This is a genomic window from Tautonia marina (assembly GCF_009177065.1).
In the GTDB taxonomy this organism is placed as follows: domain Bacteria; phylum Planctomycetota; class Planctomycetia; order Isosphaerales; family Isosphaeraceae; genus Tautonia; species Tautonia marina.
Window position 1 is genome coordinate 19,043 of sequence record NZ_WEZF01000001.1, and the last position, 17,110, is coordinate 36,152.

General features: G+C 67.2%; 11 protein-coding genes. 5 read left to right on the forward strand and 6 right to left on the reverse strand.

Annotation, left to right across the window (positions count from 1 at the left end; genetic code table 11):
* Positions 1–97: 97 nt before the first annotated feature.
* From GA615_RS00140 to GA615_RS00155, 4 genes are all read left to right on the forward strand, one after another.
* On the forward strand, positions 98–715 hold the full coding sequence (locus GA615_RS00140; RefSeq protein WP_161602073.1) for a Uma2 family endonuclease: 618 nt from the start codon (positions 98–100) through the stop codon (positions 713–715).
* 44 nt (positions 716–759) lie between these two features.
* A complete protein-coding gene (locus GA615_RS00145) occupies positions 760–1,377 on the forward strand; it encodes a Uma2 family endonuclease (RefSeq protein WP_152049242.1) in 618 nt (205 codons plus the stop codon).
* Between the two features lie 268 nt (positions 1,378–1,645).
* Entirely contained in the window at positions 1,646–3,334 is a 1,689-nt protein-coding gene (locus tag GA615_RS00150) for a glycosyltransferase family 2 protein (protein WP_161602074.1), read from the forward strand.
* Between the two features lie 78 nt (positions 3,335–3,412).
* Entirely contained in the window at positions 3,413–5,272 is a 1,860-nt protein-coding gene (locus GA615_RS00155; RefSeq protein ID WP_152049244.1) for a protein kinase domain-containing protein, read from the forward strand.
* Between the two features lie 17 nt (positions 5,273–5,289).
* On the opposite strand, the gene GA615_RS00160 is transcribed toward GA615_RS00155, so the two are convergent.
* The 3 genes from GA615_RS00160 to GA615_RS00170 are packed head-to-tail and all read right to left on the reverse strand — an operon-like array spanning position 5,290 to position 7,333.
* A complete protein-coding gene (locus GA615_RS00160; protein ID WP_152049245.1) occupies positions 5,290–6,366 on the reverse strand; it encodes a prenyltransferase/squalene oxidase repeat-containing protein in 1,077 nt (358 codons plus the stop codon).
* Complete coding sequence (locus GA615_RS00165) at positions 6,363–6,767, reverse strand: DUF6768 family protein (protein WP_152049246.1); 405 nt, start codon at positions 6,765–6,767, stop codon at positions 6,363–6,365. The genes GA615_RS00160 and GA615_RS00165 overlap by 4 nt, the downstream gene beginning before the upstream one ends.
* Positions 6,764–7,333, reverse strand: coding sequence for an RNA polymerase sigma factor (locus tag GA615_RS00170; protein ID WP_161602075.1), 570 nt, complete (start codon positions 7,331–7,333; stop codon positions 6,764–6,766). The genes GA615_RS00165 and GA615_RS00170 overlap by 4 nt, the downstream gene beginning before the upstream one ends.
* A gap of 369 nt (positions 7,334–7,702) precedes the next feature.
* Between GA615_RS00170 and GA615_RS00175 the strand changes: the two genes are divergently transcribed.
* A complete protein-coding gene (locus tag GA615_RS00175; protein WP_152049248.1) occupies positions 7,703–11,536 on the forward strand; it encodes a WD40 repeat domain-containing serine/threonine protein kinase in 3,834 nt (1,277 codons plus the stop codon).
* Here the strand turns inward: GA615_RS00175 and GA615_RS00180 are convergent.
* The 3 genes from GA615_RS00180 to GA615_RS00190 form a co-directional block, all read right to left on the reverse strand.
* The gene (locus GA615_RS00180) at positions 11,443–14,226 is read right to left on the reverse strand and encodes a hypothetical protein (RefSeq protein ID WP_152049249.1); all 2,784 of its coding nucleotides are present in this window, start codon (positions 14,224–14,226) and stop codon (positions 11,443–11,445) included. The genes GA615_RS00175 and GA615_RS00180 overlap by 94 nt on opposite strands.
* Before the next feature lie 215 nt (positions 14,227–14,441).
* Entirely contained in the window at positions 14,442–15,389 is a 948-nt protein-coding gene (locus tag GA615_RS00185; protein ID WP_235904950.1) for a DNA integrity scanning protein DisA nucleotide-binding domain protein, read from the reverse strand.
* A 400-nt stretch (positions 15,390–15,789) separates the two neighbouring features.
* Positions 15,790–17,022 carry a cytochrome-c peroxidase gene (locus GA615_RS00190; RefSeq protein ID WP_152049672.1) on the reverse strand — a complete coding sequence of 411 codons (1,233 nt, stop codon included), beginning with the start codon at positions 17,020–17,022 and terminating at the stop codon, positions 15,790–15,792.
* Between the last annotated feature and the right edge of the window lie 88 nt (positions 17,023–17,110).

The following is a 17,110-nucleotide window of genomic DNA, read 5'->3' on the forward strand; positions in this document are numbered from 1 at the left end:
GGTTAGAATGCGACGGAGGCGACGGCCCAATCTGTGGGGCGTTCGCCTCCGTCGGTCGTTTGTGGCCCCGGTCGGAAGTCAAAAGGGAGCCTGGGTGATGGCGACGCTCGTGCTCGATTCGTACGTCGAAGATCAGATCCTGGAGCAGCGGCGGGCTTCGGGGGGGGATCGGTTCGATGAGGTCTGGGACGGGGTCTATGTAATGTCGCCGCTCGCGAACAACGAACACCAACTGATCGCCACGCGGCTTTCGACGATTCTTCAGGTGATTTTGAATTTTGGAGAGCGAGGGCTGGTGTTCGCCGGGGTGAATGTCAGTGATCGTGATGACGGTTGGAAGCAGAATTACCGCTGCCCCGATGTGGCCGTCTTCCTGAACGGCACGTCGGCGATCAACCGGGAGTCGCACTGGCTGGGGGGGCCGGATTTCGCGGTGGAGGTGGCGAGCCAGGGGGATCGGTCGCGGGAGAAGCTGGGGTTTTATGCGACGGTGAACACGCGGGAAGTGTTGATTGTGGACCGCGATCCGTGGGCGCTGGAGCTGTATCGGCTGGTCGAGGGCACGCTGACGCGGGTGGGGACGAGTCGGCCGGGGGATGCCGAAGCGTTGCCTAGTGAGGTGGTGCCGTTGGCGTTCCGCCTGATCGCCGCCGAGCCGAGGCCGATGATCGAGGTCGCTCGCCGAGACGAGAGGGGAGAATCGTGGCGGATCTGAGGTCAAGGGGATCAGGGCGGCCGGATCACCAGGGAGCCTGAACGATGGCAACGCTCGTGCTCGATTCGTACGTCGAAGATCAGATCCTGGAGCAGCGGCGGGCTTCGGGGGGGGATCGGTTCGATGAGGTCTGGGATGGGGTGTATGTGATGGCGCCGATGCCGAACGACGAGCATCAAGAAATTGTGATGGGTCTGTCGTTTGTCTTGCAAACGGTGGTTGGCCTGGCGGGGCTCGGGCGGGTTCGGCCAGGGGTGAACGTGAGCGATCGAGATGACGGTTGGAAGCAGAACTACCGATGCCCTGACGTCGTGGTGTTTTTGAATGGGACGTCGGCGATCAACCGGGAGACGCACTGGCTGGGGGGGCCGGATTTCGCGGTGGAGGTGGCGAGCCAGGGGGATCGGTCGCGGGAGAAGCTGGGGTTTTATGCGACGGTGAACACGCGGGAAGTGTTGATTGTGGACCGCGATCCGTGGGCGCTGGAGCTGTATCGGCTGGTCGAGGGCACGCTGACGCGGGTGGGGACGAGTCGGCCGGGGGATGCCGAAGCGTTGCCCAGTGAGGTGGTACCGCTGGCGTTTCGCCTGATCGCCGCCGAGCCGAGGCCGATGATCGAGGTCGCTCGCCGAGACGAGGCAGCGGAGTCGTGGCGGATCTGAAATCCTGACGACGGGCAGAATTCGTTTCCAATCGGATGAGCGGACGATCGAAGACCCGGACACGCAGAGTCATGGAGGAGCGGAGCCGGGGGATCGGTCTCCGTGTGCAGTGATGCGTTCGGAAAAATGAGACGACAGCGGATTTTTTTCGTGCGGCAGAACGATGGGGAACGCGTAGAATCGAGAACGTGAGATTTTGTCATAGAGACTTCTTCTGTGAATGGTCGGCCGGCCGAGGTGCTGCCTGGCCGGGAGAATGGACGCAACGATGGCGAAGCGAGCTGATCTCCGAGTGTCTGGTGCGGACACGACACTCGGCGTGACCCGTGCCGGCTACGCGGCCCCGGCGATGGCGTATGGGGACGTGATGCGCGCCGTTGTGTATGGCGACGCGATGGTCGATGGAACGTCGTCGCAGGCGGCCCAGCGCGTCGGTGCAGAGCAGGAGGTGCAGGAGGTTTCGGGGGCCTTTTGGTATGCGAGGCCCACCTTGCCGAACCGGGTGGGGGTGGTGATTCCGACCCGGAATCGGCCGCACTGGCTGCCGCACATGCTCGGCTCGCTGATGATGCAGACGCATCGGCCGGAACGTGTCCTGGTGGTGGACGACGGCGATGACGATTCGGCCGAGGAGGTGGTTGGGCGCTATCCGGGGGTGGAATACCTGCGGGCGAGGGTCGGATCGGGCCTGAGCGGCAACCCGGCGCGGAATGTCGGGATGCGAGAACTGGCCGACCTGCCGTATCTCTGCTTCCTTGATGATGATGACATGATCCCGCCGGATTACCTGGAGGTCTTGCTGGCGACGATCGCCACCGACTGCCGGGCGGCGGCGGCCTATCCTCGTTTGTGGTTCTGTGGCTCGCGTCAGGGGACGTTGAGCGTTCCGTACCATCCGGACCTGCTCGGTCGATCGAACCTGTCGGGGGTGCCGGCCCTGATCCGGACCGATGCGCTGAGTCAGGTCGGTGGCTGGCCGGTCTTCGCTCCCGATCCGAACGGCACGGTTCCTCACGACGACTGGGCGCTCTGGCGGCGGTTCCGCGACCACGGCTGGCGGATGATCCCCGCGCCGGTGGATTATTACTACTATCGCCACGACGACGGCGTTTGCCGATCGAAGGCCCGCGCCAACCACCAAAGCGAGTGGCGGCGGACGATCGACCCGACCGACCTGGTCACGCTGGCGATTCCCTGGTCGGGCCGGGAGCATTTGATCGACGCCGTGCTTGACGCGGTGGCGCGGCAGTCGTATCCGGCGTCGCAGTTGCATTTGCTCTTTTATGATAATTCGGGATCGGAAGCGGTGGGGAAGCGGCTGCGTCGGTGGTTGCTGGAGCAGGACGGCTATGCCGGGCACTCGTACCACCGCGACCCGAGGCCGGCGGTGGCGGGGCTGTCGGCCTCGGAGCTGGCCGATGCGCCGCTGGACGAAGGGGAGCAGGGGCGTCGGCGGCATGGCCGGGCCGTGAACCACCGAGTGGGAGCGATCTGGAACCGGATCGGGCAACTGGCCCAGACCGACCTCATCTGGTGTCTGGAAGATGATGTGATTCCCCCGGCCGATGCGCTCGATCGGTTGCTCGATCGGATGGGGCCGACGGTCGATGGAGTGACGGCGAACTATCGCTCTCGGGTGGTTCCGGGGTGCAGCGTGGCCTGGCGATACACGAACCTGGAGACGGGGGAGCTGGTCCACCTGGAAGGGGGGGCGGGCCTGGAGCCGATCGGGGGAACGGGCCTCGGGTGTGCGTTGGTGCGTCGCGGGGTGTTTCGGGAGGGGCCCGCACGGTCGGGCGGCGAGGCGGTCGGGTACGATTGCAATCTGTGGCTGGATGTGGCGCGACGGGGCGGAACGGTGTTGATTGATTGGGAATTGCGGTGTGAGCATCGGATCGGTCGTTGGGAAGGTCGGGAAGGTGTCGCAGCCCTCGAAGGTTCGAGGGAAATGGTCTGAGGCATCGGGTCCGCCGGCGTGCCGTGGTGAGGATGGGACCTCCCGGCATCGGTTGGCGATTGTGGGAGTGATGATCTCATGTCGAGCAACACCCCGAACCCGCACCTTGAGCCAACAGCACGTGATTCGGCGGTCGGTGGTCGCCGCAAGGCTCCGCCTCCTCCTCCGCGTCCTGCCAACTCGGTGCAGCCGACGGAGCCGGGGACCGAGGTCGGCGAGACCATGCCGATGTCGGCGATTGATGTGAGGAATGCCGCCCGAGCCGACGAGACGATCCGGCTGCAGCCCGACTCGGCCCCCGATCCAACGGTCCCGGTGGCGATCGACCGGGTGATCGCGGGTCGGTACTGCCTGGAGCGCGAGCTGGGCAGGGGGGGCTTCGGGGTCGTGATGCTGGCGTACGATCGGGAATTGCAGCGGCAGGTGGCGATCAAGATCGCGCGGCGGACCTCGGACCTGAGCATCGACTCGTTGATGGAAGAAGGCCGCAAGGTTGCGCAGCTCGATCACCCGAATATCGTTCCAGTGTATGACTGCGGATACTTGGATCAAAAGACGGTTTTTATCGTCTCGAAGTACGTGGACGGGGGGAGCCTTTCGAGCCAGCTTGCCCTGCGACGGCTGCCGGTCGACGAGGTGGTGGCCATCGGCGGGCAGGTGGCCGAGGCGCTGGCCCATGCGCACGAGAAGGGGTTCATCCACCGCGATCTAAAGCCATCGAACATCCTGCTCGATTTGCGGAACAACGCCTACGTCGCCGATTTCGGCCTGGCGCTGCGCACGACCGACCGGAGCGACCAGGACTGCGTGGAAGGGTCGTTGCAGTACATGAGTCCCGAGCAGGTCAGCGGCAAGTCTCGGCTGGTCGATCGGCGGACGGACGTGTTTTCGTTCGGGGTGATCTTGTATGAGATGCTGACGGGTCGTCGGCCGTTTCCGGGGCGATCGAGCGCCGAGTACCGCGAGCAGTTGATTCACGATGAACCGCCGCCGCCACGTCGGTTGGTGCCGGACCTCTCGCCGTGTCTGGAACAGATCTGCATGAAGGCGATGGCCAAGCACCCGGCCGATCGGTTCGCGTCGGCCTGGGAGCTGGCCGAGGCGCTTCGACCGTGCCGATTGGTCCCGAGCCGCCGCGAGCGTCGGGCCCGTCTGAACCGATGGGTGATCCCGGCGGTGGTGGTGCTGGGGGCGGTGGTGCTGGGGCTGGGGCTGGGGGCCTGGGTGTGGTCGTGGAGGGGGGCGGGGGGTGGCCCGGCGCTGCCGGAGCGTGTTCCCGCCGTGGCCTTGCCGCTCGATCGGGAAGTGGCCGAATGGGTGCTGTCGCGGGGAGGAGCGGTCGATTTCAACACGCACCCGGCGACGATCACCCGGCTCGACCAGTTGCCGGATCCGTCGGCCACGGCCGCGCTCCGGACCGTGGAACTGATTGGGATCAAGCCGATCAGCGGATCGGAGATGGCGGCCCTCTGCGCCTTGCCGAGCCTGACCTACCTGCACCTGGGAGAGGCGGATCTGAGCGATGAAGACCTGATGCTCATCTCCCAGTGTTCCAACTTGCAGATGCTCTGGGTCTGCTGGAGCGATTTGACGGATCGAGGGATCATGCAACTGGGCCGCCTGAAGGAGCTGAGATACCTGGACCTGCGACGGACCCAGCTGACCAACGCCGGGGTGCCGGCGTTGGCCAAACTGCCGAACCTGGAGCACGTGATCCTCTCGGGGACCCAGATCACCGACGGCGGTTTGTCGCCCTTGCAAGGACTGCCGAAGCTTCGGCGGCTCATCCTCAACCAGACGATGCTGACCGACGCCTCGATCGACGACCTGCTGAACTTTCAGGGGCTGACGCGGATCGAACTGAAAGACACTGGCCTGACGGCCGAGGGGGTTGATCGGCTCAAGGCGGGTTTGCCGGGATGCGAGATCGTGCGCTGAGACGGACGAAGGGCCGATCAGCGCTGATAAATGGGCAAATAGCGATATTCGACCGCCAGGGCAAGCACTCCCATTGCGGTGCAGTAGTTGCGGCCTCCGGTGCGGTCGTTGCCGGAGGTGGAGAACCAGGAGCCGTCGGGGTCCTGGTGGTCGAGCAGGATGGGGATGAGCTGTCGGTAGTAGGGAAGGAAGTAGTCGTCGCCGAGCTGAAAGAGGGCCTGCGAGCAGTAATAGGCTTCGTAGAAGAAGTAGTCGGAGCCCCAGCTGGGGGGGTGGCTCATGAGGTAATCGCCGCCGGCAAGGGCTTCGGGCGAGGCGTGCTCGCCGCAGAGTTCGAGGGAGAGGATGCCGGTGCCGGTCCTCGGGTTGTTCGGCCCGCCGCGGCCGGCCTGGTAGCTGAAGCCTCCGGAGCGGGGCTCGACGCAGCGCCGGACGTAGTCGAGGGCGTCGTCGATGGCCTCGGAGGGGACGGTGCAGCCGGCGTCCCGGGCGGCCCGCAGGGCGACGACCTGCCAGCCGGAGACGCTCAGGTCGCTGTCGTAGCTGCCCGGCTGGTAGCGCCAGCCGCCGGCGTGGTCGGGCGACTTGGGCACCTGCTGGGCGCGGACGATCAGCTCGACGGCCTTCGCCAGGGCGTTGCGGGCACGCGCGGCGAGGTCGGGATCGGGGGTCATGCCGACGACCTCGGCGAGCATCAGGGTGCTGATGCCGTGGCAGTAGAGCGGCCCGTGGCTCGTGTTCGAGACGAGCATGCCGTCGGGCCGCTGGTGATCGAGGACGTAGGCGATGCCGCGCTCGATGGCCTCGCGGTACGGGCCGTCCTCTCCCGGAACGTGGCCGCAGGCGAGGAAGGCCATGACGGCCAGCGACGTGACCGAGGTGGCCTTGCCGAACCCGCCGGATTCCCAGGCGCCGTCGGCCTGCTGGGCACCGGCCAGGTAGTCGAGCGCCCGGCGGGCGGCGAGGTCGGTCTCGGCGTTCGAGAAGGAGGCGCGGGGAGGCTCGGGCAGATCCTGGGCGAAGGTGGTTTCTGAAGGAGCAATGAGCGGCAGGATCAGCCCGAGGAGGACGACTGGGGCGGAGAATCGCGTCATGACGAGGGGCCTTTGTGGGAGTTCAGCTCGTGGGCCAGGTGGGCGACGGCAAGCTCGATGCGCTTGATCTCTCGGGAGAGGGAATGCCGTTGCATGTCGAGCCAGAACCAGACCTTCAAGGCCAGCGAGACGGCCAGGCCGAGGCCGAAGCCGAGGCCCCAGCGGAGGATGTCGACGACCTCGTCGGTCTGAAAGATCTTGACCGCCGAGACGACGGCGAGGCCGAAGAAGGCGAACGTGACGACCGTGGCGTAGACGTTGATCCAGCGGCGACGGCCCCGGAAGCTCTCGGTCATCAGCTCGGGGAGCGACGGCTCGCCGAGGCGGTCGAACATGGTGCGTTCCTCGGCGGAAAGGGCTGCTCGAATCAGTGTATCGAGTTCGTGGTCCTGGGTCTTCATGGCGATTGCTCCATCCGGCGTTTGAGATGTTGGCGGGCGTGGAACAGGCGAGACTTGACCGTTCCTTCGGGAATGGCGAGCAACTCTGCGATCTCTCGAACCGAACGGCCCTCGGTGTAGGAGAGGGCCAGCAGGAGTCGCTGATCGCTTGGCAGATCGTTCAGGGCGCGTCGGAGCCGATCGACGGCGTCGAGCGGTTCCTCGGCGTCGGGTGATCGGGTTTGGGGATTGGGGTCGATGACTTCGGGATGGGCCTGGAGCCGGTCGTCGAGTGATCGCTGGCGGCGGCGACGGCGGAGCCAATCGACCGCCTTGTGATCGACGATGCGGTAGGCCCAGGCCGGAAAGCGAGACGGATCGTGGAGCCGAGGCAAGCCGCGGATGATCGCCAGCCAGGCCTCCTGGGTGGCCTCGGTGGCTCCCTCGGTGTGCGCCGTGCGACGGTAGGCATGGGCGATCAGGCGACGATGCCAGCGCCGGGCGAGCGTTTCGAAGGCATGGACCTCCCCCTCTTGAGCGGCCAGCACGAGCCAGTCGTCCAGGACCTCGTCGGGTGATCGGCCCACCGGTTTGTTCTCCGCGTTGCCTGAAGGCATGGGCTTGTCCGTCTCAACATTCAGTCGGGCGCCGAGCGGATGGGTTCACGAAAATCGAGAAAGGAACGCGCGAGGGACATGGAATCGGAATGCATGCACGTCCATTCGCATCTGGGGGGCTTGGATCGCTGCGGCTCTTGGTCTACGATGGGACCGCAATGCATGAGGCACAGGAGACGCGGGTTGGCTTGACCCTGGGGTCAGGATGCCCTGAGCGATCCCGACTCGCAAGCGTCGTCGCGGTCGAACGAGCCTGAGTGGTCAGAGAGAGAACGGCCTTCGGTCCGACGGTCCGAGGCGTTGGGGGCGCGGAAGAACCCAAGAGGCCAGGAGAGATCGATGAGCGAGTCGTTGGCAGACCGCGACCCGGTCGAGTTGCTGGCCGATGCAATCATGGAGCGCTTCCGGAACGGGGAGCGGCCCGATGTCGAGGAGCTGATCCGGGATTATCCCGAGCTGGCCGATGATCTGCCCGCGATCCTCCAGACGATGATCGACCTGGAACGCATGTTTCCCCGAGAGGGGACGGCCGTCGATGACGCGACGTCAGCCTCGGGAGACGTGCCCCTTCGCGCGACGGGCGAGCCCCGGTTCTGGCAGGTGGGCGATTACCACCTCTTGCGAGAGATTGGGCGAGGGGGGATGGGGGTCGTCTACGAGGCCGAGCAAATCTCGCTCGGCCGACGGGTGGCGTTGAAGATCTTGCCGAGCCACATCGTCTTCGATCCGGCCATGCTCGAACGGTTCCGGCGCGAGGCGAGGGCGGCGGCCCGCCTGCATCATACGAACATCGTGCCGGTGTTCGAGGTCGGCCAGGAAGGGGAACTGGCCTACTACGCCATGCAGTTCATCCAGGGGCGCGGGCTCGACCGGGTGATCGAGGAGCTGCGGAAGCACCGCGAGCATCAGGTGGCCGAAACCCTCTCACCCGAGGAGGCGAGGGCGATCAAGGCGGAGGCCCTGACCTCGGATCGGGACGAAAGCAGCCTGAGCCTGGCCGCCCGATCGCTCTGGACCGGGCAGTTCGCGGTTCGGGCGTTCGACGCGGGCACCAGCCTGATTGCCATTCCCAGCACCGACGCGACGTTGATCGAACCCTCGGAGTGGTGGGAAGACGTCCGGAGGCTCGGCAATCCCTCGGACCCGGGGGCCAGGACCGACCGGATCGGCTCATCGACGTTGCGGTCGAATGGGCGGTTGCCCTATTTCCGGAGCGTGGCCAGGCTCGGAAAGCAAGTGGCGCAGGCGCTGGCATATGCTCATGGTCGGGGGATCATTCACCGCGACATCAAGCCGAGCAACCTGTTGCTCGACGACGACGGGGTGATCTGGGTCACCGACTTCGGGCTGGCGCAGGTGGAGCAGGATCGGCCGTTGACCCGGACGGGGGACCTGCTGGGGACGCTCCGTTACCTGGCTCCCGAGTGCTTTCGGAACCGGGCCGACGCGAGGGCCGATCTGTATGCGCTGGGCCTGACCTTGTACGAGATGCTGGCCCTGCGTCCGGCCTTTTCCGCGGCCGACCGGCTGCTGCTGATCGAGCAGATCCGGACCGAGGAGCCGACACCGCTCCGGCAGATCGACGCGAGCATCCCGCGGGATCTGGAAACGATTCTGCTCAAGGCGACGGACAAGGACCCCGACGCGCGGTATCAGACGGCTTCGGCCCTGGCCGAGGACCTGGGCCGGTTTTTGGAAGACCGGCCGATCGCGGCGCGGCCGATCGGCGTGCCCGAGCGTCTGGTGCGCTGGTGCCGTCGCAAGCCGGATGTGGCGGCGATGACCGGGGCGATCTTCGGGCTCTTGCTGACGATTGCCGTGGGGGCGTCGGTTCTGGCCGTGCGGCTGGAACGCTCGGCCCGCGATGCCTTTGCCTCGGCCGAGGCGGCCAACGACGCGGCGACGAGGGCGCTGCGCGCCCGGGTTGAAGCCGATGCGGCCAACCGAGAGCTGTTCGCCACCCAGGATCGGCTGCGACGGAACCTGTACGCCTCTCGGGTCAACGCGGCGCTTTCGGCCTGGAACGCGAACGATATGGGGCAGTTCCACGTCTTGCTCGACAAGGCCGAGCCGAGCGAGGAGGATCAGGACCTGATCGGCTGGGAATGGGATTATCTGCGGCGGCTGAGCGGTCCCGATCGGCTGCGGTTCGACGAACACACCCGAGAAGTCAATGCGGTCCACTTCAGCCCCGACGGCCGGACGCTCGCCTCGATTCAGTGGGGCGGCCGGGTCGTGCTTCGGGACGTGAGGACCGGCTCGGTGCTGCGCACGTTGCCGGGGTCGGACAATCTTGAGATTACCGGCCCGAAAAGCATCGGGGTGTTCGGGGTGGCGTTCAGCCCCGATGGTCGGATTGTGGTGGCGCAGAATCCGGACACCCTGCAGCCGACCAGTTACGAGGTGGCGAGCGGTCGGCGGCTGACCTCGTATGACGGGGTCGAAGGTTCGGTCATCGACCTGGAGATCAGCCCTGATGGGCGATGGCTGGCCGGGGCGATCTCGACGCACCGCCTGATGCTCTGGGACCTGGCGACGGGGCGGCTCGTGACCACGATCGACGGCGCCCATCGGTCTTCGGTGTTGAGTCTGGCGTTCAGCCCCGATGGTCAGACGCTGGTGACGAGTGGGATGGATGGCGTGATTCAGCTCTGGGACGTCGAGCCGTTACGGTCGAGGGCGCGGTTGGTGGGGCACGCGGGGCAGGTCTTCGGGGTGGCGATCAGTCCCGACGGCCAGACGATCGCCTCGGTCGGGCGGGACGGCTCGATCCGGCTCTGGGACATGGAGGAGCAGCATGAGAGCGCCCTCGTGCAGCGTGCCGGTCCCTTGCAAATCGCCGTGGCGTTCAGCCCCAATGGTCGGCAGCTGGCCTCGGCCGGCCTGGACAAGGCGGTGACGGTCTGGGACCTCGATTCGGGGGAGCCGGTTCGGGTCTTCCAGGGGCACGAAGATACCGTGGTCAGCCTCGACTTCAGCCCCGACGGCCGGTTGATCGCCTCGGCGAGCTTCGACCGAACGGTACGACTCTGGAACCTGGACGAAGCAAACCAGCCGCGCACGCTGCGGAACGTCGAGGCCCTGGCAAGCCTGGACCGACCCATCGACCTGGCCTTCACTCCCGACGGTCAGCGGGTGGCGGCCTCGTACGCCAACGGATTTTTGAAGGGATGGACGGTGGATCAGGGAGAGATCGTCATCTTCTTCCCCATGCTCGATCCCAATGATGGGCGCCAGGATCGGCGGATCGACGCGATTGCCTTCAGCCCCGATGGTCGTCGGCTTGCGATGAGCAGCCCCGACCATCAGATCATTTTCTACGACGCGGACCCGCATTTCATCGCGGGGGTCATCCCCTCGGCTCATGAGGATACGATCAAGGATCTTGCCTTCACCCCGGACGGGAAGCGGATCGTCTCGGTCTCGGACGATGGACGATTGCGGCTCTGGGATGCGACGACCTACGAGAATCTTTTTACGTATGAAGGCTTGTTGGAAGGAATTCATCACGTGACGATCAGCCCCAACGGCCGGTTGATTGCCGCGGCAGGCGTGGATGGGCGGGTCAAGGTGCTGGAGGCCGCGACCGGCGCGGAGTTGCACTCGTTTTCCGGCCATGCCGGGGCGGTCTACAGCGTGGTCTTTCATCCCGACGGGCGTCGGCTGGCCTCGGCCGGGGTCGATGCGAGGATTTGCTTCTGGGACGTGGAAAACGGGAAGCCGCTCGACACGATGACCGGGCACTCGGGAGTAATTCATGACCTGGCCTTTAGCCCCGATGGGCGTCGGCTCGCGTCGGCCGGGTCGGACCGAACGGTTCGCCTCTGGGACATGACCAGCGGTCTGGAAGTGCTGACCATGAAAGACCACACCGATCGGGTTCGCCGGGTCGCCTTCAGCCCCGACGGCCGGACCCTGGCTTCAATCAGCGATGACCAGACGGTCAAGCTCCGGGACGCCTTGCCGATGCCAGACGGTTCCGACGCGACGACCGTTGCGGACGACTCGGAAACGCCCGCGCGGCTTGCCGACGAACCGAACCTTGCGGTCGGCGAGTGGTCGGAGGCGGTGCGTCGGCCTCAAGGAGCAGGGGGAGGTGTGGGAGTGGACGGCGTCGGGCCGGGTGGTTCGGGGGCCGGGGCCGAGGAGGCGCGGGCGATCTCCTGGAAGTAGAGACGGATCAAGGAGGCGTAGTCGGGGTGGTAGCGGTCGGTTGAGGAGCGGAGCATCTCGGTGCGGAGGTGGCCGGGCAAGGAGCCCCAGAGGCGATCGGAGCGAAGGTTGAGATCGGCGTCGGGATCAGTCTGTCCGGCGGCGGTCGATCCGGAGGGAGGGGCGGAGGGCTCCTGATCGGTCGGAGCCGAGGGGGGGGCGGAGCCGGAGGATTGGGCGAGCATCTGGGCGAGCTGTTCGGCCTGGGCGTTCGGGTCGGCGGGGCCGGAGGCCTGGCGGAGCTGTTCGGCGGCGCGTCGCATGGCGTCGGCGGCAGATCGGGCGGCGTCGGAGGCCTGCGAGGGGTCGCCGCCGGCCTGTTCCAGATCGCGTTGCGCGGCGTCGGCCTCGGCTCGGGCCGACTGGGCGGCCTCGTCGAGTTCCGGAGTGCGTTCGATGAGATCGGCCAGGGCCTGGGTGAGTTGTTCCTGGGCCTGGCGAAGCTGTTCGAGGGCCTCGGGAGAGATCGAGGGTTCGGCGGCGGCAGGGTCTTTGGGGGGGGCGGTCATGGCCTCGGCCTGGTCGGCCAGGTCGGATTCCTGGCGGGCGAGGTTGGCCAGCTCGGGGCGAGCGGCGGCGGCCCGGGCGAGGTCGTCGAGCCGTTCCGAGAGATCGTCGAGCCGGTCGGAGGTGGCGGCTAGTTCCTGCTCGGCGCGGCGGAGGTCGTCGGGGCGGTCGGCGGTTTCGGCGGTCTGGGCGTCGTTGAGGGCGGCTCGGGCAGCCTCGGGCTCGGCCTCGGCGGCCTGGCGGATGGCGTCGCCGATCGGGCCGAGCATGGCGTCGTCTCGGAGTGATTCGGCGAGGGCCTGGAGCCGATCGACCCGTTCCTGGGCCGATTCGGCGAGGCGGTCGAGATCGCTTTGCTGGCGGTCGGACCAGCGTCTCGGGTCTCGCTGGGCGGCCTCGGCGGCGGCGCGGAGTGGGCCGGAGCGGAGGCGATCCTCGGCGGCCTGGCGGGCGAGGTCTTCGAGAGCCTCTCGGATCGGCCGGAGGGCCTCGTCTCGCTGCTCGGCGGTGTGGCGTTCGATGTCGGCAACGATGGCGACCGGCCGAGGGCTCGACCAGGCCTCGTTCGGCCCGCGAGGGGGGGGCAGAGAGTCGATGACCCGAACCCGGAGGGACACGGTGTCGCCGTCGTTCAGGGCCAAGGGGGTCAGATCGAACTCGGCCAGCCCCTTCGCCGAAGGGGAGCCGAGGCCGTCGAGCGTCAGCGGGATGACTTCCTGTTCCGGCTCGTCGTGCGGGGAGTCGAGGCGGTTGATCGTGACATGCAACTCGGCGGCGGTGACGGCCAGATCGTCTCGGGAGGCGACGGGGACGACCAGGCGATCGCCGGGGCCGACGGCCTCGGCTCCGGCACCCAGGGCGACGGCCGGAGGAGCATCGGGCTGGACCTCCAGGCGTCCGGAAGGGCCGGAACGATCGGTCAAGCCTTGCGCATCGGCGGCGGTGAGGCTGAAGCGTCCCGAGCCGGTGGCGACGACCTCGGCGGTCCAGATCGTGCCGTCGGTGTCATCGCTTGCGGGCGACAACGAGATCGGGGCGATGGAGCCGTCCTCCTCGGTCCAGTCGAGGGTCACGCGGCGGCTCGGGAGGTCGGTGGTCGTGGTGATCGCTACGAGGCTGTCTTGCCAGGCGACGACGACGGAGGACGAGGGGTCGTCGATCGTCGAGGCTGGCAGGCCGGTGTACGACGGCGGGGTGATCGTCCAGCGTTGCGACACGATCCGGGGAGGATCGACGACCGAGATGCGGAAGGCCCGGCTTCGGGCGGAGCCGGCGGTGATGCGGTAGGTGATCGCATCCTCCACCGAAGGAAGGGTGAGGGCGAAGGTCTGATCGTCGGGGTTGCTCCCTTCCAAAGGGGAGCCGAGGCCCATCGTCAGGGAATGGGAGGCTCCGGAGGCGTCGGCCCATTCAAGCTGGGCGGAGTCGGGGACGGATGGGCCGAATCGGGAGTGGACGACGGCGGAGATGGTCAGGGAATCGCCGCGGGCGAGGAGCGTGTCTCCCGGCTCGACGAGGATGGCGAGCCGCCCGGCGGTTCCGGGATCGGTCCAGGGCATCAGGACTCGACGGGCGAGCAGGGCGAAGGGATCGGGGACGAGCAGAGGGGGCAAGGTGACGAGGGCGACCGCCGCCAGGCCCAGAGTGAGGCGTCGCCGAGGGCGGCGAAGCGGGACGGCGAGGCGAGGGGCGATCGCTCGGGCGTCGTCGGCGGCGCGATCGACGAGCGCGGCGATCAAGGCGGGAGAGCCGTGGGCCAGCTCGCCGTCCTCGACCAGGGCGACGGCCGTCGAGAGGCGATCGCCGGCGTCGGGGCATGCTCGCTCGGCCACGGCGGCCAGGGCCTGGCGGGTCGGGCGTCGGAAGGCGGCCCGCAGCAGGATCAAGGCGAGCCCGATCGAGGCCAGGCCCACTCCCGCGAGCCAGACGGCCCAGCGGGTGGGATCAGACATCGGCCGGAGTCCATCGAGAACCATGACCGCGGCGACGATCACCGCCAGGGTGCCGAGCAGCCAGCCGAGCCCCGTCATGATCCCCGCCAGGCGCAACCGGCGATCGACGCCTCGGAGCGCCTTGCGGATCGGCAAGGGCAGTCGAGGCGATCGGGGACGCTTCGGTGCTGCGGCGGGCGGGGCGAGGGTCATGGGTCACGATTTCCCTTTGGCCGCGGTCCTTCGACATCGGAACCGCTCGGGCGCGGGTTCTCCGTGTGTTCTCAGTGTATCGCGGGGGGCGAGGACCGGCCACGCGGTTGCCTCGGGGTGTTTCGAGGCCTCGGCTGCCCTTCCCGGAGGCGACGCTGGGTGGGGGACGGCGGCGGGAGAAGCGAGATGGTCACGAGGGAACAGCGCGGGCTGGTTTAATTCCCCTTTTCGGCGCGGGGGGGAGGGGGCTCGATTTCGGGCTCGGTCCACTTGAGGGCGCGGGCGCGGCCGATGGGGGCGATGCGGAGAACGATCTCGCCGTTCTGGAAGATGCGGACGGTGCCGGTGGACTCGCTGACGGCGACGGCGACGGCGGTGGTGACCTTGGTGATGGCCGCGCCGGTCCAGTGGCGGGTGCCGAGCCCCTTGGGAAGGGCAAGGCCGGTGGTCGGGGCGTCGATCATCTGGCAGGCGGCCTCGACGGTGCCGTCTCGGGAGACGACGATGGCGCCGTCGAGCTGGGCGATCTCCTTGATCGCCTCGCGGACGCGGGCATCGCGGATGTTGCGTTCCTTGCGGCGGTAGCCCTTGACCGGGTCGAAGCCGAGGGTGCGGGAGCGGGCCATGACCTCTCGGGTATCGCCGACGACGATCAAGGTGCCGACGGGCTTGCCCTCGCGGCCTTCGCGGCCGACGGCCACGGCGATATCGACGATGGCCTTGAGGGTTTCGAAGGGAACGCTGGTTTCGAGGGCACGCAGGTCTCGGGCGCTGAGGCGTTCGAGACGCTCGCCAAGGCGGATGGTGCTGATCGAATCGAGCTCGGAATCGAAGGCCGCGTACACGACCACGACGCGAGCGCCGGAGCGGAGCAGGTCGTTGGCGACCGACTCGATGAGCGCCAGGGTGATCCGTTCGACGATGCCGGCATCGACGGGCTCGACCTCGACGGGGATCAGGCCGGCCTCGGCCACGGTTTCGACGTGTTTTTCGACCACGGCGACGAGGACGCGGGTGGTCTGGCAGACCTCTCGAACGGCGTTCCAGTCGAGGTTTCCCTCGGGGAGCACCAGCAAGCCGGCGGCGCCGAGCTGATCGACGGCCTCGCAGGCCATTTCCAGCAGGTGCGCCGTCGCCTTGTTCAGTGTGCTCTGCAACGTCACGACTGGCCCCCGCCTCGGTGCGTCACGACGAACTCCGGATTCCGAACCGATCCACCGGCCGACTGAACCACCCGGAGGACGGACGCGGAGCGCAGCGTTTAAGTGCCCGGATGAGCCCTCCCGGCATCGACCCGTCTGCCCTCGCTCGATCGTTCCTCCGAGCCCGGCAGCTTAACAGCGCATGGCGGATCTGCCAAGCCGATCGCTCTGATCGGAGCGCCGAATCTTGTGAGGAAGGTGGCCGGTGGGGCCTGCCCACGGGGCGACAGGATTGGGGAGGGGAGGATGGTCCCCCCCCTCGTTCAAGGAGGCGGGGGACGCGTGGAAAAGGAGCGAGGACGTCGAAGGGGGCGGGACCGCCGGGGGTGGCGGTCCCACTCGGGGCGGGTGAGGGTGGCGATTACTCGGGAAGCCGCTCGGTCTCGACCGGGGGCAAGGGGCCGGTGCAGGCTTCCATGAAGGCGACGAGGTCGAGCTTTTCTTGCTCGGTCAGGTCGATCGGCTTGATCTTGTCGCTGAGGTTTTTGTTGGGGATGCCCCCCTTGGCGTAGTGCTCGACGACTTCGAGGAGGGTTTTCTGGCTGCCGTCGTGCATGTACGGGGCGGTCTGGGCGACGTTGCGAATGGTGGGAGTCTTGAACGCTCCCCAGTCCTTCGGGTCGCCGGTGACGGCAAAGCGGCCGACGTCGGGGTCGTCCGAATCCATGCCGACGCCGAGGTTGTGATACAGCTCGTCGGCCAGGTTTGCACCGACGTGGCAGGCGGAGCAGTTGACGCGCTGGCTGAAGAACAGCTCTCGGCCGCGGCGGGCGTCCTCGGTCATCGGGTTCTTGGCGGCGTCGGCCTTCAGGGCGAGGTACTGCTCGTACAACTCGGGCTCGAATTCCTTGATGTCTTCAAGGTCTTCGGGGGTGAACTGCTCGAACTTGGCCAGTTCCTCGGCATAGTCGAAGGGAGACGGGCCGGTGACGATGGCGCGTTCGAAGGTGGCAATGGCCTTGCCGATGGTCTCGATCGTCACGCCGTCTTCGGGGAAGATGCGCTCGAACTGGAGGACGTAGCCGGGGATGCGGCGGATGGTGTCGACGGCGACATCGTGGGTGTTACCCATTTCGATCGGGTTGGCGATCGGGCCGATGGCCTGCTCTTCGAGCGAGGCGGCCCGGCCGTCCCAGAACTGAGCGCCGGAGAGAATGCGGTTGTAGGCCGTCGGCGAGTTGCGGTTGCCTTGCTGGTCGAGGATGCCGATGCCGAACTGCGTTGGGGCGGCATACCCCGTGCCGGGAGCGTGGCAGGTGGCGCAGCTGATCGTGCGGTCGGCCGACAGGCGGGTGTCAAAGTAGAGCTGACGGCCGAGCTCGACCTTGGCGCGGGTCATCGGGTTTTCGGTCAGGCCGATCATCTGCGCGGCGCCGGCCGAGAGGCCCAGGGGCAAGGTCACGTCGAGGACCTTGTGGTTGTCCTCGTCGGCCAGCCAGGCCTTGATCTGATCGGTCGTCAGGGGGCCTTCGCCCGGGATTCCGGCGGTCAGGGTCGGGTCGCCGAGGACGACGGCAAGTCTTGCGTCGTCCTGAGCGCGGATCGGAGCGGCCAGGGCGACCGCCAGCAAGGCGGCCGGAACAATTCGGGGCATCATACGCATCGACTCCTGGGAAGCATGCCGATTCCGCAAAGTCTTGCGAGCGTCTCGGGGAAACCGGCGGGGGGGGAGAGGGCGGATG